This window comes from Nocardia veterana NBRC 100344 (genome assembly GCF_000308855.1).
Lineage (GTDB): Bacteria > Actinomycetota > Actinomycetes > Mycobacteriales > Mycobacteriaceae > Nocardia > Nocardia veterana.
This window is the reverse complement of record NZ_BAGM01000048.1, coordinates 13,089-29,617: the sequence shown is the minus strand read 5'-3', so window position 1 is coordinate 29,617 and position 16,529 is coordinate 13,089. Positions and strand designations below refer to the sequence as shown.

At 66.3% G+C, this 16,529-nt stretch carries 17 protein-coding genes and 1 tRNA gene; 8 read left to right on the top strand and 10 right to left on the bottom strand.

Annotated features, from left to right (window positions below):
- The 3 genes from ON37_RS07920 to ON37_RS07910 all read left to right on the top strand — a co-directional run.
- Positions 1 to 339, top strand: a 339-nt coding sequence (locus ON37_RS07920; RefSeq protein ID WP_083892810.1) for a MerR family transcriptional regulator, incomplete at its 5' end; no start/stop codon positions are given.
- Between the two features lie 66 nt (positions 340 to 405).
- Positions 406 to 1,239, top strand: a complete 834-nt coding sequence (locus ON37_RS07915; RefSeq protein WP_040718150.1) for a serine hydrolase domain-containing protein — start codon at positions 406 to 408, stop codon at positions 1,237 to 1,239.
- Between the two features lie 96 nt (positions 1,240 to 1,335).
- Positions 1,336 to 1,863, top strand: a complete 528-nt coding sequence (locus ON37_RS07910) for a DUF3145 domain-containing protein (protein WP_040718149.1) — start codon at positions 1,336 to 1,338, stop codon at positions 1,861 to 1,863.
- Between the two features lie 26 nt (positions 1,864 to 1,889).
- Here the strand turns inward: ON37_RS07910 and ON37_RS30860 are convergent, their stop codons facing one another.
- The 7 genes from ON37_RS30860 to aceE form a co-directional block, all read right to left on the bottom strand.
- Positions 1,890 to 2,321: a YbaB/EbfC family nucleoid-associated protein gene (locus ON37_RS30860; RefSeq protein ID WP_157171384.1), complete on the bottom strand. Its 432-nt coding sequence runs from the start codon at positions 2,319 to 2,321 to the stop codon at positions 1,890 to 1,892.
- Positions 2,322 to 2,496: 175 nt separating this feature from the next.
- Positions 2,497 to 3,942, bottom strand: a complete 1,446-nt coding sequence (locus ON37_RS07900; RefSeq protein WP_040718148.1) for an acyl-CoA carboxylase subunit beta — start codon at positions 3,940 to 3,942, stop codon at positions 2,497 to 2,499.
- Between the two features lie 145 nt (positions 3,943 to 4,087).
- Positions 4,088 to 5,338, bottom strand: a complete 1,251-nt coding sequence (locus ON37_RS07895; RefSeq protein ID WP_040718147.1) for a KasA/KasB family beta-ketoacyl-ACP synthase — start codon at positions 5,336 to 5,338, stop codon at positions 4,088 to 4,090.
- 12 nt (positions 5,339 to 5,350) lie between these two features.
- Positions 5,351 to 5,653 carry a meromycolate extension acyl carrier protein AcpM gene (gene acpM, locus ON37_RS07890; protein WP_040718146.1) on the bottom strand — a complete coding sequence of 101 codons (303 nt, stop codon included), beginning with the start codon at positions 5,651 to 5,653 and terminating at the stop codon, positions 5,351 to 5,353.
- Positions 5,654 to 5,782: 129 nt separating this feature from the next.
- Positions 5,783 to 6,697, bottom strand: a complete 915-nt coding sequence (locus ON37_RS07885) for an ACP S-malonyltransferase (protein ID WP_040718145.1) — start codon at positions 6,695 to 6,697, stop codon at positions 5,783 to 5,785.
- Positions 6,698 to 6,825: 128 nt separating this feature from the next.
- Positions 6,826 to 8,091: a PucR family transcriptional regulator gene (locus tag ON37_RS07880; RefSeq protein WP_040718158.1), complete on the bottom strand. Its 1,266-nt coding sequence runs from the start codon at positions 8,089 to 8,091 to the stop codon at positions 6,826 to 6,828.
- Between the two features lie 186 nt (positions 8,092 to 8,277).
- Positions 8,278 to 11,202 carry a pyruvate dehydrogenase (acetyl-transferring), homodimeric type gene (gene aceE, locus ON37_RS07875; RefSeq protein WP_083892809.1) on the bottom strand — a complete coding sequence of 975 codons (2,925 nt, stop codon included), beginning with the start codon at positions 11,200 to 11,202 and terminating at the stop codon, positions 8,278 to 8,280.
- A 241-nt stretch (positions 11,203 to 11,443) separates the two neighbouring features.
- Here aceE and ON37_RS07870 point away from each other — a divergent pair, with 241 nt between their 5' ends.
- From ON37_RS07870 to ON37_RS07855, 4 genes are all read left to right on the top strand, one after another.
- Entirely contained in the window at positions 11,444 to 12,001 is a 558-nt protein-coding gene (locus ON37_RS07870) for an Rv2240c family protein (RefSeq protein ID WP_040718144.1), read from the top strand.
- A 176-nt stretch (positions 12,002 to 12,177) separates the two neighbouring features.
- The gene (locus ON37_RS07865) at positions 12,178 to 12,600 is read left to right on the top strand and encodes a DUF3052 domain-containing protein (RefSeq protein ID WP_040718156.1); all 423 of its coding nucleotides are present in this window, start codon (positions 12,178 to 12,180) and stop codon (positions 12,598 to 12,600) included.
- 79 nt (positions 12,601 to 12,679) lie between these two features.
- A complete protein-coding gene (locus tag ON37_RS07860) occupies positions 12,680 to 13,144 on the top strand; it encodes a peroxiredoxin (RefSeq protein ID WP_040718143.1) in 465 nt (154 codons plus the stop codon).
- 73 nt (positions 13,145 to 13,217) lie between these two features.
- Positions 13,218 to 13,289, top strand: a tRNA-Val gene (locus ON37_RS07855).
- 74 nt (positions 13,290 to 13,363) lie between these two features.
- Here ON37_RS07855 and ON37_RS07850 read toward each other — a convergent pair.
- The gene (locus ON37_RS07850; protein WP_245553107.1) at positions 13,364 to 14,560 is read right to left on the bottom strand and encodes a tyrosine-type recombinase/integrase; all 1,197 of its coding nucleotides are present in this window, start codon (positions 14,558 to 14,560) and stop codon (positions 13,364 to 13,366) included.
- A gap of 124 nt (positions 14,561 to 14,684) precedes the next feature.
- Here ON37_RS07850 and ON37_RS07845 point away from each other — a divergent pair, with 124 nt between their 5' ends.
- A complete protein-coding gene (locus ON37_RS07845; protein ID WP_040718141.1) occupies positions 14,685 to 15,218 on the top strand; it encodes an HD domain-containing protein in 534 nt (177 codons plus the stop codon).
- On the opposite strand, the gene ON37_RS07840 is transcribed toward ON37_RS07845, so the two are convergent.
- Together ON37_RS07840 and ON37_RS07835 are read right to left on the bottom strand one after the other, a co-directional pair.
- Entirely contained in the window at positions 15,211 to 15,681 is a 471-nt protein-coding gene (locus ON37_RS07840) for an NUDIX hydrolase (RefSeq protein ID WP_040718140.1), read from the bottom strand. The two genes, ON37_RS07845 and ON37_RS07840, sit on opposite strands and share 8 nt — an antisense overlap.
- Before the next feature lie 9 nt (positions 15,682 to 15,690).
- The gene (locus tag ON37_RS07835) at positions 15,691 to 16,434 is read right to left on the bottom strand and encodes a DUF5919 domain-containing protein (protein ID WP_040718139.1); all 744 of its coding nucleotides are present in this window, start codon (positions 16,432 to 16,434) and stop codon (positions 15,691 to 15,693) included.
- Between the last annotated feature and the right edge of the window lie 95 nt (positions 16,435 to 16,529).

Genomic DNA, 16,529 nt, shown 5'->3' with positions numbered 1-16,529 from the left:
CCGCGTCTGCTGCGCTACTACGAAGATCAGGGCCTGCTGACCGCCGGACGCGACGCCAACGGCTACCGCGTCTACACCGAGAACGCCGTCGAGCGGGTTCGGCGCATCCGGGAGTTGCTCGCCGCGGGCCTGTCCACCGAGGCCATCCGCGGCCTGCTGCCGTGTGCGACGGGGACCGGGTTCCAGCACTGTGATCACACTCGAAAGATCCTGCGCGACGGTCTGTCTCGCCTGGATGCGCAGATCGACGAGTTGACCCGCCGGCGCTCGCTGCTGGTCCGCCAGGACGAGTCGCTGACGGCGGCAGCCTACGATCCGAGCGGCCCGAGCGCGGGGTGAGTCCGTCCCGCGCATCGGCCGCGGCCGGTGCATCCGGCGCGACGGGCTTCTCGTAGGCTCGGTGCCGTGCGAGCACTGGAGCAGATTCGCGAATGGCCGGTCCGGCACGCTGCCGCCGGCGTGGTCGATACGGAAGGGGTCGTGGCTGTCGAGGGCGATCCCGATCGGGTTTTCGCACTCGCCTCGGTCACCAAACCCCTTGCCGCCTACGCCGTTCTGGTCGCGGTCGAGGAGGGCGCGATCGAGCTGGATCAGCCCGCCGGGCCGCCGGGCTCGACCGTCCGTCATCTGCTGGCCCATGCGTCCGGATTGGCCTTCGACACGACCGTGATCATGGGCGAGCCGGGGCAGCGGCGGATCTACTCGAGCTCCGGCTTCGAGGTGCTGGCCGAATTCCTCACCCGCGAAACCGGTATCGAATTCCCGGAGTATCTGCATGAGGCGGTTTTCGAGCCACTCGGAATGAAATCCTCGGTTCTCACCGGTTCGGCCGGGCACGCCGCCCGCTCCAGCGTCGCCGATCTCCTGCGTTTCGCCGGGGAATTGCTGGACCCGACATTGATTTCGGCCGAGATGCTCGCCGAAGCGACATCGGTGCAATTTCCCGGGCTCGGAGGAGTCCTGCCCGGATACGGCTCACAGCGACCCAATGATTGGGGTCTGGGATTCGAGATCCGCGACCACAAGGCTCCCCATTGGACGGGGGGAGCCAACTCGCCGCGCACGTTCGGGCATTTCGGTCAGTCCGGCACCTTCCTGTGGGTGGACCCGCGAATCGGAGCGGCGTGTGTGGCGCTGAGCGATCAGAATTTCGGGGATTGGGCCCGCGCGGTGTGGCCGACGCTCAGCGATGCCGTCATCGCCGATATCCAGCAGATTCGCGACACGGCCGAAAAGTAACAGCCGTAACATCGGGCACTCCAGTAAACTCGGGCAACGCCGGCGCTCGGCGGGATGTTGGGGAAGACGTCCCTCGTCGAGGCTGGAGGTGTACAGGTGCGCGCATCTGATCAGTTCGCGGATGTGACGTGTGGTGTGGTGTACATCCACGCGTCACCCGCCGCGCTGTGCCCGCACGTCGAATGGACACTCTCCTCCACTCTGAAATCACCCGCCGCACTACGCTGGACGGCCCAGCCGGCGGCCGCCGGACAACTACGGGCGACCACCGACTGGGTGGGCCCGGTGGGCACCGCGGGACGGATAGCCAAGGCATTGCGGGACTGGCCGGTGCTCCGTTTCGAGGTCACCGAGGATCCGTCGGAAGGGGTCGACGGCGAACGCTACAGTTTCGTTCCCGGCCTCGGATTGTGGTCCGGCGCCATGAGCGCCAACGGCGATGTCATGGTCGGTGAAATGCGCCTGCGGGAAATCGTGCGTACCGCCCGCGCGCGGGGCCGCCACGGCGACATCACCGCCGAAATCGACCGAGCCCTCGGCACCGCCTGGGACGACGAACTGGAACCGTTCCGTACCGGCGGCGAAGGCGCCGAGGTCACCTGGCTGCGCCGCGACGTCGGCTGACCACCGAGACCCCGCGACGTTCGCGCTCACGGCGTGGGCCCGTCGCCCTCGCGGAAGAAGTCGCGAACCTCGCGCAGGCTCGGAGCTTCCGGGAGAATGTCCGGCAGGTCGTCGACGTCGTCGATGTCGGCGGCGAGCGGGGCCGCGAGCGTCTCGCTCTGCTGCCGTGCCTGCTGCGCCGCCGCCTGCACCGTCTCCACGATCGCACTCGCCAGTTTCTCGGGGCTCCCGCGCAGGGCCGAGGCCGACAGCCGCAGATCGGTCAGCACGCCACCGGCGTCCACGGTGACCTCCACCGCGCGGTCCGGCGAACTCGCTTGCACCCGAACGTTTTCCAGTTGCCGATACATCTCCGACAACCGACCCCGCTGGCGTTCGAAGGTATCCAGCAGATTCTCGACCTGATTGCGCAGACCGTTGTTGGCCGACAGCAGCCCCTCCCGCTTCCATCGATCCATGTCGAATCCTTTCGGGCCGTACACCATCGAGCCGCGACGTCGCCACCGGCAGGCTCGCCGCGCTCTCAGCGTAACGACGTCGCCGGCGTCGGCCTTCCCAGCAGCGACGGGGCCGGACAGCAGAACGGGTGGCCCAGCGACTGGGCCACCCGTTGTCGTCGCGCCGCGAAAGGTCTTACAGCGGAATGTTCTTGTTGTGGCTGGCCCGAGCCGGAGCCGAGGCCAGGGCGGCGGCGATGGTGGAGCGCGTCTTGGCCGGGTCGATCACCTCGTCGACCACGCCGATGGCCAGCGCGCGGCCGACACCGCCGGCGATGGATTCGTGTTCGGCGGTGAGCCGCTCGATCAGCGCCTCACGCTCCTCCTCGGGAGCCTTGGCGATCGCCTTCTTGTGCAGGATGCCGACCGCGGCCTTGGCGCCCATGACGGCCACCTCGGACTCGGGCCAGGCGTAGACCGCCGTCGCGCCGAGCGAACGGGCGTTCATGGCGATGTAGGCGCCGCCGTAGATCTTGCGGGTCACCAGCGTCACGCGGGGGACGCGGGCCTCGGCGAAGGCGTGCAGCAGCTTGGCGCCGCGACGCACGACACCCTCCCATTCCATCCCGACGCCGGGCAGGTAGCCCGGTACATCGGTGATGACCACCATCGGGATGCCGAACGAGTTGCACAACCGGACGAAACGCGCTGCCTTCTCGGCGGATTCGCTGGTGAGGCAACCGCCCATGCGCAGCGGGTTGTTGGCGAGCACGCCGACCGTGCGGCCACCGAGGCGACCCAGGCCGGTGACGATGCTGCGCGCGTAGCCGCCCTGCAGCTCCTCGAAGGAGGATTCGTCGGCGCCGTCGGGGGAGGGGATCTTGTCCAGCAGCTCCCGCACGATGGGTTTGACGTCGTAGGCCCGCTTCGCCGATTCCGGCAGCATGGCCTTGAGATCGACATCGCCGTGCGCGGCGGCGGACAGGTCGAATTCGCCTTGTTCGGCGAACATCGACACCAGCCGGCGGCCGCGGTGCATCGCGTCGTTCTCGTCGTCGGCGACGATATGGCAGACGCCGGACTTCTTGCCGTGCGTCTCCGGCCCGCCGAGGGTCGCCATGTCGACGTTCTCACCGGTGACCGATTTGACGACGTCCGGACCGGTCACGAAGACCCGGCCCTCGGGCGCCATGATGACGACGTCGGTCAGGGCGGGGCCGTAGGCCGCGCCGCCCGCGGCGAATCCGACGACGATCGAAATCTGGGGGACCAGGCCGGACGCCCGGACCATGGCCTCGAAAACGGTGCCGACCGCGTGCAATGCCTCCACGCCCTCGGCCAGGCGCGCACCGCCCGAATGCCAGATGCCCACCACGGGGATCCGGGAATCGATCGCGGTGTCGATGGCGTCCACGATGTGCTTACAGCCGTCGACGCCCATGGCGCCGCCCATCACGGTCGCATCCGAGCAGTAGGCGACGGTGCGAATGCCGTCGACCTCGCCGATGGCGGCCAGCACGCCGGACTTGTCGCGGGGATGCAGGGGGAGGACGGTCCCGGGATCGAAGAATCGCTGCAACCGCCCCAGCGGATCTCTGGGATCGGTCGTGGCATCCGCCTGCGCGGGGGCCATGATGGTCATCGCGTTGTCTCCTCGAGGGAAGCCGGAGTCGCTGACGCGGCTGCGAAAGATGAAGTACCGGTGGGGCTTTCGACGAGATATCTCGTCATCGTCGAAGCCCCACCGGGTTCGCTGAAGTTGCCGACCGCAGTGTCGACCGAGCGGATCAGTACCGTCCGAAGGCGAGGGCCACGTTGTGGCCGCCGAATCCGAACGAGTTGTTGATCGCGTACTCGATGTCCTGGCGACGAGCCTCACCGTGCACGACATCCAGGTCGATCTCCGGATCCTGGTTCTCCAGGTTCAGCGTCGGCGGCACGATGCCGTCGCGAATGCTGAGCACGGTGAGTACCGACTCGAGCGCGCCCACGGCGCCGATCGAGTGGCCCAGGGCGGACTTGGGCGCGTAGACCGAGGCGTGCTTGCCCACGGCCTTGTGGATCGCGTTCGCTTCCGCGGTATCCCCGATCGGGGTGGCGGTCGCGTGCGCGTTGATGTGCGTGATGTCGGACTTCGTCAGCCCGGCGGTCTGCATGGCGCGCTCCATCGCGCGCGCCGCGCCGGCACCCGTGGGATCCGGGGCGACCAGGTGGAAGCCGTCGGAGGTGATACCGGCACCCATCAGACGAGCGTGGATGGTGGCCCCGCGCGCCTTGGCGTGCTCCTCGGTCTCGATGACCATCAGTGCACCGGCCTCGCCGAAGACGAAGCCGTCACGATCCTTGTCGAACGGACGCGAAGCGCCCTTCGGGTCGTCGTTGCGGGTGCTCATCGCGCGCATCATGGAGAACGCCGCGATCGGCACGTCGGAGATGTAGCCCTCGACACCGCCGGTGACGACGATGTCGGCATCGCCCATGACGATCATCCGCCACGCGTTGGCAATGCCCTCGGATCCCGACGAACACGCCGAGACCGGGGTGACCACTCCCGCCTTGGCCCCCAGTTCGAGGCCCACGACAGCGGACGGCCCGTTCGGCATGACCATCTGAACGGCCAGCGGCGAGATCTTGCGGTAGCCACCGTTCTTCAGCTTGTCCACCGAGTCGATGAGCGCGTCGCCGCCGCCGAGGCCGGTGCCGATCGAGACGGCCAGGCGCTCGGGGTCGACCTCGGGGCTGCCGGCGTTCTTCCACACCTCGCGCCCCAGTACCATCGCCAGCCGCTCGACATAGGCCATCCGGCGGATCTCGACACGGCTGAGCAAGGTGTCCGGCGAGACCTTCAGGTGTCCGCCGATGCGAACCGGGAGGTCGTATTCCTCGATGAAGGAATCCTCGAGAACGTCGATGCCGCTCTCGCCGTTGAGGAGTCCCTTCCACGTCGCATCGACGTCACCCGCGATCGACGTGGTCGCCGCCAGGCTGGTGACGACTACGTTCGGGAAGTTCCCGTTCAAAGTGGAAGGAGTGGTCACGGTACCGGCCCTTTACTCGGCGCTACCGAACTTGGCCTTGAGCTCCTCGGCCGCCTCGGAGTTCTCGGCCTCGAGCTTCTGGATGTAGGCGACGGCGTCACCCACGGTCTTCAGGCTGGCGAGATCCTCGTCGGGGATCTTGACGCCGTACTTGTCCTCGGTCTGCACCGCGATTTCGACCATCGACAGCGAGTCGATGTCCAGGTCATCGACGAAGGACTTCTCGATCGTCACCTCGGAGGGCTCGATACCGGTCACCTCTTCGATGATCTTGCCGAGCTCTTCGACGATCTGTTCCTGGGTCAGAGCGGCCACTTCGTGGCTCCCTTCTTGTTACTCTGTAGGGTCCGATTGAATCGGAGGTCCGGTTATTTCTTCGGTTCGAGACGGGAGAATGTTTCGCCCGTCCGCTCACGGCCGCGTCACTGCGGACCGCGAGGAAAGCTAGCCGGTTGCCGAGAGCTCGACAAACGCGGGGATGTTCTCGGGGGTCTTCAGCGCCAGATTCGGGGTGCCTTTCAGCTCCCGCTTGGCGATGCCGACCAGGGTCCCGGCCGGTGGCAGCTCGGCCACCGCGGAAACCCCTGCCGCGCGAACGGTTTCGGTGCACAGATCCCACCGCACGGGTCGAGTCACCTGTGCCGCGAGCTTTTCGATGGCGTCTTTACCCGAGTCGACCGGCTTGCCGTCGTAGTTCGACAGCAGGGTCCGGGTCGGCTCACCGGGAACCATCTGGGAGATGGCTTCGGCCACGGCGTCCTGGGCGGGTGCCATGAACGCGGTGTGGAAGGCCCCGGCGACGGGCAGCGCGCGAATCCGTGCCTTCTCCGGCGGATTCGCGGCCAATTCCGCCAACGCATCCAGCCGGCCTGCCGCCACGATCTGACCGACCGCATTGCGGTTGGCCGGGACCAGATCGAGTTCGGCGAGCCGGTCGAGCACGGCGGCTTCGTCGCCACCGAGCACGGCGGACATGCCGGTCGGAACCAGCGCACACGCCTTGGCCATCTCCGCGCCGCGAATCGCGGCCAGTTTCACCGCGTCATCGGGGGAGATGACACCGGCGACGGCTGCGGCGGCGAGTTCGCCGACCGAATGTCCGGCGACGATGGTATCCGCTGGAACCGCTTCGTGCGGAATCTCGGCGAAAGCCAGCAGTGCGGCGGCGACCACCAGCGGCTGAGTCACCGCGGTATCGGTGATCTCCTCCGCGGTGGCGGTGGTGCCGAGCCGCAGCAGATCCAGTCCGGACGCCTTCGACCACAGTTCGAGGCGGTCACGCGCACCGGGAAGATCGAGCCAGGGCGCGAGCATGCCGGGTGTCTGAGAGCCCTGTCCAGGGGCGAACAACGCGATCACGCCTCTAACAAAACACCGTGGGAGGGCTCCGCGGAGATGTCGGCGCCGATGATGTTTGCGGGACGCTTTTGTGTGGACCCCACAAAACGCCACGTGGGTTGTCCCGATCGACCGATTCCCGAGATGCGTTACAACCGATCTTCGTAGAACGTGGCGGGCGAGTCCTCTGGGGCAGGTGTTGACGATTCGTTACGGGTTCGTGTCAAACGACCTACTGTGGCCGCGATTCGGAGCACATAGGCATCCCGCGGATTCATCGGATCACGGCCGGTGACTTCGGCGATGCGCTTGAGTCGATAGCGGACCGTATTTGGATGAACGTACAGCTGCCGGGCGCAGGTCTCGACTGCTCCACCACAATCCAAGTAGGCGTCGAGAGTGTCCGACAGGGCCGAGCCGGCGGCGGCCAACGGTAGCACAAGATACTCGTTGAGAGCGTCGATCGCAGCTCGATCACCGAGCAGGGCTCGTTCGGGCAGCAATTCGGCCGCGTGCACCGGTCGCGGGGCCGCGCGCCAGCCCACCACGGCCTCCATTCCGGCCATCGCCTCGACCGCACTGACGTGCGCCGCGGACAGGGTTCGCATGGTCGGTCCGATCACCACCGGGCCGTCGGAGAAGGCCTCGGCGAGCAGGTCCATCAGGAACGGCGACGGATAGCCGGTATCGCCGAGATTGCCGCTCACCACCATCACCAGCCGCGAACCCTGCACCACCGCCAGCGCGGCGCGACCGTGCCGCGCGGCCACCGTGTGGACCGAACTCACTACGGCCACTTGATCTTTCGGCGGGGTGCCGACCAGGACGGTGGCCGCCGCGGTGGCATCCCAGTTCAGTGTCGCCGCGCGGGACAACATCTCCGGGCCGGTATCCCCGCGGACCACGGCATCGACCACCAGCGCTTCGAGCCGGGTATCCCAGGCGCCACGGGATTCGGCGGCGCTGGCGTACACCGAGGCCGCGGCGAAACCCAGTTCGCGTCCGTAGCGCAGCACGGCCTCGGTGAGGGCCACCAGCTGCCGGTCGTTGCGGGCCAGCGCCGGCAACCACTGCTCGAAGAACTCCATGGCGACCCGGACCATGTCCACGGTCTGGCGCAGGGTCAGCCGGCGGGCCAGATCCTGGGGGATCACCTGGAAGGCATCGAGGCTGAAGCGGATATCGCTGTCCGGGTCCTGCAGCCACTCCAGGAAGTTGACCACCGCGGTCTGCACCAGCATCTGCACGCCGGCGCGCTGGGCGGCATCGAGATCGCCGAAGAACGGCAGCCGGTCCTCCATCGACGCGATGGCTTCGGTGGACAGCCGCCCGGAGAACTGCTTCACCCGTTTGAGCAGGGTGTCCGGCAGCGGATCGCGGGTTTGCCGATTCGGCGACAGCGCCCCGGTCGGCAGATAGACCTCGTGCTCGGACGACCCCTCGGAGACCCGGCGAGGCCGCGGCGGTTTACGTTCCACTGTTCAATATTCCGTCATCGCGATGGTGGGCAACCGCAACCCCCCGGTAGGGACGCTATTTCGCAGCCGCCGCTCCCGCCCGGGAACCGGGGCGCGACCGGGTGTCCGATCGCGCCCCGGGGGTCACGCGAGTTGTTCTTCGGTACTGATCGACTTCGGCGCGGCGTCGACGTCGTCGATCCGGTAGCGGGCCGCCGCCTGGGCGACCACCGACCGATCGACACCACCCGTGCGGCTCAGGGCCTCCAGCGCCGCCAGGGCGATGGATTCGGCGTCGACGTTGAAGACGCGCCGGGCCGCCGGGCGGGTGTCGGAGAATCCGAATCCGTCGGTGCCCAGCGTGGTGTAGTCGCCGGGAACCCACTTGCGGATCTGATCCGGCACCGCGCGCATCCAGTCGGAGGCCGCCACGAACGGCCCTTCGGCCCGCGAGAGCACCCGCGTCACGTACGGGACGTCGGTGTCGGCGTCCGGATGCCGCAGCGCGTGGATCTCCTTGGCCAGGGCCTCCCGGCGCAGTTCGCTCCACGAGGTCACCGACCATACGTCGGCCTGCACACCCCAGTCCTGGGCCAGCAGTTCCTGCGCGCGCAGACCGTCCGGCATCGTGACGCCCGCGACCAGGATCTGGGCGCGTACATCGCCCTCCCCGCCGCGGCGGTACAGATAGATGCCCTTCAGCAGCCCCTCGACATCGAGGTCGTCCGGCTCGGCCGGCTGCTGATACGGCTCGTTGTACAGGGTGATGTAGTAGAAGACGTTCTCGCCGCCGAAGACATCGTTCTCCAGCACCGGATGGGTGCCGGGCACCTCCGAGGCGAGAGTGCCGCCCGGGCCGAGCTGCGGCCGTCCGCCGCCGTACATCCGGCGCAGACCGTCACGGACGATGTGGGCGATCTCGTAGGCGAAGGCCGGGTCGTAGGACACCACCGCCGGATTCGTCGACGCCAGCAGCAACGAATGGCCGTCGTTGTGCTGCAGGCCCTCACCGGTCAGGGTGGTGCGCCCGGCGGTCGCGCCGAGGACGAACCCGCGGGCCAGCTGATCGGCCGCGGCCCACAGCCCGTCACCGGTGCGCTGGAACCCGAACATCGAATAGAAGATGTAGAGCGGGATCATCGGTTCGCCGTGGGTGGCGTACGAGGTGCCCGCCGCGGTGAACGACGCGGTCGAACCCGCCTCGTTGATGCCCTCGTGCAGGATCTGGCCCACTTGACTTTCCTTGTAGGCCAACATCAATTCCGCGTCGACCGAGGTGTAGAGCTGGCCGTTGCGGTTGTAGATCTTCAGCGAGGGGAACCACGAGTCCATACCGAAGGTGCGGGCCTCGTCGGGAATGATCGGCACGATCCGCTTACCGATCTCCTTGTCCCGCAACAGCTCCTTCATCAGGCGCACGAACGCCATCGTGGTGGCGACGTTCTGCTTGCCCGAGCCCTTGCGGACCGAGGCGTAGGGTGCGTCGCCGGGCAGCTGCAACGGCTTGGCCGCCGACCGCCGCTCGGGCAGGAATCCGCCGAGCGCGCGGCGCCGGTCCAGCATGTAGGCGATCTCGTGCGAATCCATGCCCGGGTGGTAGTACGGGGGCAGGTACGGATCGGCCTCGAGCTGGGCGTCGCTGATCGGGATGCGCTGCACATCGCGGAACGCCTTGAGGTCGTCCAGCGTCATCTTCTTCATCTGATGGGTGGCGTTGCGGGCCTCGAAGTGCTTGCCCAGGCCGTAACCCTTGATGGTCTTGGCCAGGATCACCGTCGGCTTGCCCTGATGCGCCAGCGCCGCCGCGTACGCCGCGTAGATCTTGCGGTAGTCGTGACCGCCGCGCTTGAGGTTCCAGATCTGCTGATCGGTCAGACCCTTCACGAGTTCCTTGGTGCGCGGGTCCCGGCCGAAGAAGTGCTCGCGGACGTAGGCGCCGTCGTTGGCCTTGTAGGTCTGGTAGTCGCCGTCGGGCGTCGAATTCATCAGGTTGACCAGCGCCCCGTCGCGGTCGGCGCCCAGCAGCGCGTCCCACTCGCGGCCCCAGATCACCTTGATCACGTTCCAGCCGGCGCCCCGGAAGAACGATTCCAGTTCCTGGATGATCTTGCCGTTACCGCGGACCGGACCGTCGAGCCGCTGCAGGTTGCAGTTGATGACGAAGGTCAGATTGTCCAGACCCTCCAACGCCGCCACGTGGCACAGGCCCCGCGATTCGGCTTCGTCCATCTCGCCGTCGCCGAGGAAGGCCCACACGTGCTGATCGGAGGTGTCCTTGATCCCGCGGTCGTGCAGGTAGTGGTTGAACCGTGCCTGGTAGATGGCGTTCATCGGGCCCAGGCCCATGGACACGGTCGGGAATTCCCAGAAGTCGGGCATCAGCCGCGGATGCGGATAAGACGACAGCCCGTGCCCCGGCCCGCCGTGGCTGTATTCCTGGCGGAAGCCGTCGAGCTGCTGTTCGGTCAGCCGGCCCTCGAGGTAGGCGCGGGCGTAGATGCCGGGGGAGGCGTGACCCTGGATGAAGATCTGGTCGCCGCCGCCGGGGTGATCCTTGCCGCGGAAGAAGTGGTTGAAACCGACCTCGTACAGCGCCGCGGACGACGCGTAGGTCGAAATATGGCCGCCCACACCGATTCCCGGCCGCTGCGCGCGGTGCACCATGACCGCGGCGTTCCAGCGGATCCAGGCGCGGTAGCGGCGCTCGACCTCCTCGTCGCCGGGGAACCAGGGCTCGTTCTCGGTGGGAATGGTGTTGACGTAGTCGGTGGAGGTCAACGACGGGATGGTGACGTGCCGTTCACCGGCGCGCTCGAGCAGGCGCAGCATCAGATAGCGCGCGCGGCCGGGGCCCTCGCGCTCGAGCATCTCGTCGAAGGAATCGAGCCATTCACTCGTCTCCTCCGGATCGATGTCCGGTAGGTATGACGCCACCCCCTCGCGGATCACACGCACACGCGCACCGGCCGGGCGGGCGGGCGCCGACTGGTGGTCGGCGGAACCGTTGCTGCTCGTCGGCTCGGGGTCGGATGCAGAACTTGACGAAATCGGGTGCATCAGGTCGGTCAAAATCAATGCTCCTCGTACAGGGGTGGACAAGCTGATGGCTCTAACCCCGGGCAGCACCGCTGGTGTGCGGGCCGTCCGTCGCTCACGGTTTGGGGCGCACCTCACATCCTTGTCGATGATGCGTCCCAGGTCATCATGTCAGCCGCAAATCCAGTACCGTTCGCTAGGCTGTGGTGCCCGTCTCCTGCGTGGGCCACCACGGATGACGATCTTTTCGACTGCTCGAGAAGCGGGGAGGACGATGAAACTGCTGAACCCACGTGGGTTCGGACTGACGTGCGCGGCCTTGGCGGTCGGCACCGGACTGGTGGTGGCAGGATGCTCTTCCGCCGTCCACGGTACCGCGACGGTGAACCAGGCCGACGCCGCCGCGTATCGGACCGAGATGGCCTCGTCGTCGGCCGCCGCGACGTCGTCGAAAAAGGCTGCCGCACAAGCGAAAGCCGTCTCCGACAACTGCAACCCGTTCCGGGAGACGACCGGTCCGGCGGTGACCAAGTACAACGAGTTCGTCGACGCCCACGATTCGAACGCTCCCGATCAGGACGCCAAGCGCGACAGTGCCGCGCAGACGCTCGAGGACGCCGCGCGCACGGTCGAGGGGCGGGTCAGCACCGCCGGCGACGCCCTACCGGCGGATCTGACGCAGAAGCTCACCGAATACGTCAACGCCGCCCGCGGATTGGCCGCCGAATCGCGCAAGATGACCTACACCGCACCGGTCGGCACGCTCAACGACGCCAGCAAGCGGGTCAACGACGCGCTGAACGCGGTGCGCACCGCATGCCCGGCACGCTGACCGCGATCCGATGCAGCGGGGCCGGTCAGGACGGTGCGGGCCGGGCTCGGAGGGAGGGTCACAGCCGGTGCGCCCGCGACATTTCGGCGGCGATTTAGCCGGATCGGCTTGCGTTGCGGCCGATAACCATGTTCGCTTGCAACTATCTGTTGTCGGGAGTTGAGGAGGACACCACCGTGGTCGCCGCGGCGGACGCGCAGAACTACGCTCAGAAGCTTGGCATTGCTCACGGCATGGTGGTTCAGGAACTGGGCTGGGACGAAGATACGTCGGACGAATTGCGTGCGTCCATCGAGGACGAGATCGGATCCGAGCTGCTCGACGAGGACACCGATGAGGTGATCGACGTCGTGCTGCTGTGGTGGCGCGACGGCGACGGTGATCTGGTCGACGAGTTGATGGATGCGATCGGACCGCTCGCCGAGGACGGCGTCGTGTGGGTCCTCACCCCGAAGACGGGTGAACCCGGGCACGTCGATCCCAGCGAGATCGCCGAGTCCGCACCCACCGCCGGGCTGACGTCGACCACGCCGGTCAGCCTCGGAACCTGGACGGGCACCAAGCTGATGCAGCCGAAGACGCCCTCGAAGCAGCGCTGACCCACCGCGTGACTACAGTTTCGCAGTGGCGGCCACCGAGTTCGGAAACAGCCCGCCGTCGAAGACAGGAGGACTGCGCATGCCGCTCGAAGTGGGCACCGCCGCACCGGATTTCACGCTGAAGGATCAGAACAACCAGGATGTGACCCTCTCCGGTTACCGGGGCCACAAGAATGTCCTGATCGTCTTCTACCCGCTGGCGTTCACCGGCATCTGCCAGGGTGAGCTGTGCAAGGTGCGCGACGAACTGCCGAAGTTCCAGAACGACAACGCCGAGATCCTGGCCATCTCCGTCGGACCCCCGCCCACCCACAAGATCTGGGCGGCCGAACAGGGCTACACGTTCCCGCTGCTGTCCGACTTCTGGCCGCACGGCGCCGTCGCCCAGACCTACGGTGTCTTCAACGAGAAAACCGGCTTCCCCAACCGCGGCACCTTCGTCGTCGACAAGGACGGAATCATCCGCTTCGCCGAGATGAACGGCCCCGGAGAGCCCCGTGACCAGGCGGCTTGGGAGAAAGCCCTCACTGCGTTAGATTCGTAAACCGCCGCGCACGCCGCCGGACAATCCGGCCCGCGCAGCAACCATCTTCACCGCCGCCCGGCCGGTGAAGTCCGGGCGTATAGCTCAGTGGTAGAGCACTGGTTTTACACACCAGCGGTCGGGGGTTCGAACCCCTCTGCGCCCACAGTGTTTGTGCAGGTCAGAAGGCTTGCAGCTTGCCCCACGTCGAAAGCGTGGGGCATTCGTGGGGCTCCCGCTTCAACCGAGGATGCTCCGGACGTTCTCCCACTGGCTGTCAGCGAGACTCGCGTAGCGCTGCGTCGTCCTGATCGAGGCATGCCCGAGGAGCTTCTGAACTTGTTGTAGTGGGACGCCGGCGCGGACGAGGCGGCCCGCGTACGTGTGGCGCAGATCGTGCGGGCGGACCTTTCCCAGGCGTCGCCGGTCGTCGCCTTCGCCAACCCATGCAACCCGGAGCGCCGCCTGGAACCGTTTCGCGAAGTTGTCCTGATCGAATGGCCGGCCATCGGTATGAGCCAGCAGCAGTCCGCTCCGGACGGATCGGCCGGCCACGTATCGCACGGGTGCGGGTTCGCCCATACCGTCTCGCTTGATCACCGCGGCGAGAGTCGCGGTCAACGTCTCACCGATGGGAATGCTTCGCCGCTCGGTGTCCTTCGGTGCCTTCAGACGACGGGCCTCTTTGTCCCAGGCCCATTCGACGCTGATCACTTTGCGCTTGAGATCGATGTGTTCCTTGTGCAGCCCCTGGGCCTCGCCCATGCGCATACCGGTACCGACGAGCACGTCGACCACGAGTTGATCGAAGCGGTCGAGCGGTTCGCGTAGGGCAGCGAACTCCTCGTCCTCGAGGTGCCGCTCTGGGCTGGGGCCCGGCTTCGGCAGCTTGATGTCCACGCACGGATTCTCGTGGATCAGATTGGCCTTCCTAGCCGCCTTCATCGAGCCGCTGAGCAGGCGGTAGCACTTGTCCACGGTCGTGGGCGCCAGAGGCAAACCGGCAACCCACTCCTGCACGTCGGGCTGGGTTATGTCGGTGAGAAGCACTGAGCCCCACCGCGGTATGAGGTGCTTGTTGATTCGGCGGTTGTCGATCGACAGGGTTCCTTCTTCGACAGTGCGCTGTTTCGTCCATCGCGGCAGCCACTCGCCCCACGTCATCGCTGGGATCGGTCGCGCCGGGTTCTCGCGCTCCGAATCTTCCTTGGCTGTGGCCTTGCGCCGTGCAATCTCCTTCGTGGTGAAGATGCCGGCACTCCGCTTCCGGCCCTCCGCGTCGCGGTACACGCCTCGATACCGGCCGCTCGGCAGCTTCTCGGCCCACCCCATATCTCGACTCCTCTGCGATTGTCGGCGCTCGATCGGCGTCGGTGGCGGTTCGAGTTGGACGAAGACGGCCACTGCCGAGAGCGTGCCCGGACGAAACTCGGGCACCTGCCCCATCGTATGCGCGGACATGGGGCACTCGGCGAGCTTGCACGGACAATCGCCATGACTGGTCGTTCCAATCGATCGGAGTTGGATACGTTCCAATCGATCGGTTGGATACGGTTGAGACATGAACGAGGAGCTTCGTCGTTGGGCGGAAGACATCGCTCGTGACCAGTTGCAGCGCCTACCGCGACGCTGGAAGCACGTCCAGGGCGTGGCCGAACAGGCCGCGACTGCGTCTGGATTTGTCGATGACCCGGACATGCTCGTGGCGGCGGCGTGGCTGCATGACGTCGGCTACGCGCCGGAACTGGTGAAGACCGGGTTTCATCCTGTCGACGGCGCGACCTTCCTGCGCGATATCGGTGCCACTGAACGGCTTTGCGCGCTGGTCGCGAATCACTCCTGTGCTCATGTCGAAGCTCGAAGGCGGGATGTTCCGCTGGAATGGACTGACGAGCGGACCCCGCTGCGAGACGCCCTGTGGTGGGCCGACATGACGACGACCGCGACGGGGGAGCGGACGGACTTTGAATCTCGGCTTACGGATATCGAACGGCGATACGGCCCGGACCATGTTGTGACGCAATCCATTCGAGAAGCCGAGCCGGAGTTGGCCGGCGCGATCCGCCGGACGGAATCACTACTGATCCTCAGGTGAAATAAGGTTCGTCGCCGTTCGACAAACCGCGACGGATTCGGAGCAGCACCGAGGGGTGGATGTCCAGCTCGCTGAGGTCGTCGGGGGCGACCCATTTGACCTCTTTCGATTCCGCGCTGGTCCGCAACTCGCCGCCCCGTGGGTCCGCGAGGAAGCAGATCGAGAATTCCTGCCGGACCTCTCCGTCGTCGTAGGCGATGACGTGATCGGGATTGGAGAAGACGCCAACCAGTTTCGTCACCTCGACGTCGATGCCCGTTTCCTCTTTGACCTCGCGGACTACGGCATCGGCGACCGACTCGCCGATTTCCAGGCCGCCGCCGGGAATCGAATACTTGTCGTTGTCGGTCCGGTGAATCATGAGGATCCGTCCGGCCGAGTCTCGGACCACCGCGCTCACCGCAACTTTGAGGCTGTTGGCGTGCGGCGCTTTCGGATCGTTGTAATAGTCGGTCCGGCCCATACCGCCAGTTTAGAGCTCGTGCGGTGCCGATTCGCTCCACACATGTTCGAAGCTGGTCATGTACGTCTCGAAGAGATCCCCGGACGGCAGCTGGCGAAGATGCATAGCGGGTGCGTGCGCGCCCGGGAGCCCATAGGCGTGCATGTTGACCACCATTTGGTTGTCGAACCTGAAAATGGAGTTGTAGAGCGTCGTCGTATGGAGTCGCAGTTCGACGCCGTCCAGCTCCGCTATCGGACGGATCAATGCCAGCGCATTGCTGATCCGGGCCGATACCGTCCCCTCGGCGAGGCGTTCTTCGCCCGCACGCTTACCGGCCTCATCAGCATTCGGGTCGCCGAATAGCAGGCGAATTTTCACACCCTCCTGGGTCTTCCGCTGGATCGTCTTCTTCAACCCGGGTTCCTCGGCGAAGAACAGGCCCGCCAGTACAAGAATGTCGATCTGCTCTGCCGTGTCTTCGATCAGCTTCCCCCACAGGTCACCCGGAATGACGTTGCGGTGCGGATACACCTTGATGACCTCGGAGTCGGCAATCTCGATCTTGCGATCCATCGAGACCGCGTCCGGCCACAAATACGCTTCGCTTTCGCGCACGAGTGCGGCGATCGCATGGCGGTGACGCGGGTAGGGGATCCGATCCTGAGTCACCCACCGCTCAACGGTCTTCGCGTTGACCTTGAGTTCTTCGGCAGCGCTCTCCGGCGTCAAGCTGCTACGCATCAGAGCTTCACGGAGTCGATCGTTCGGCATCTGCTCTCCTAAGGGACGTCTAGGGACATCTTACTTGTTCGGAAGACGTCTACACAAGGGTCGATATCGGGTGATGTAGTCCCCCAAGTCTGAGC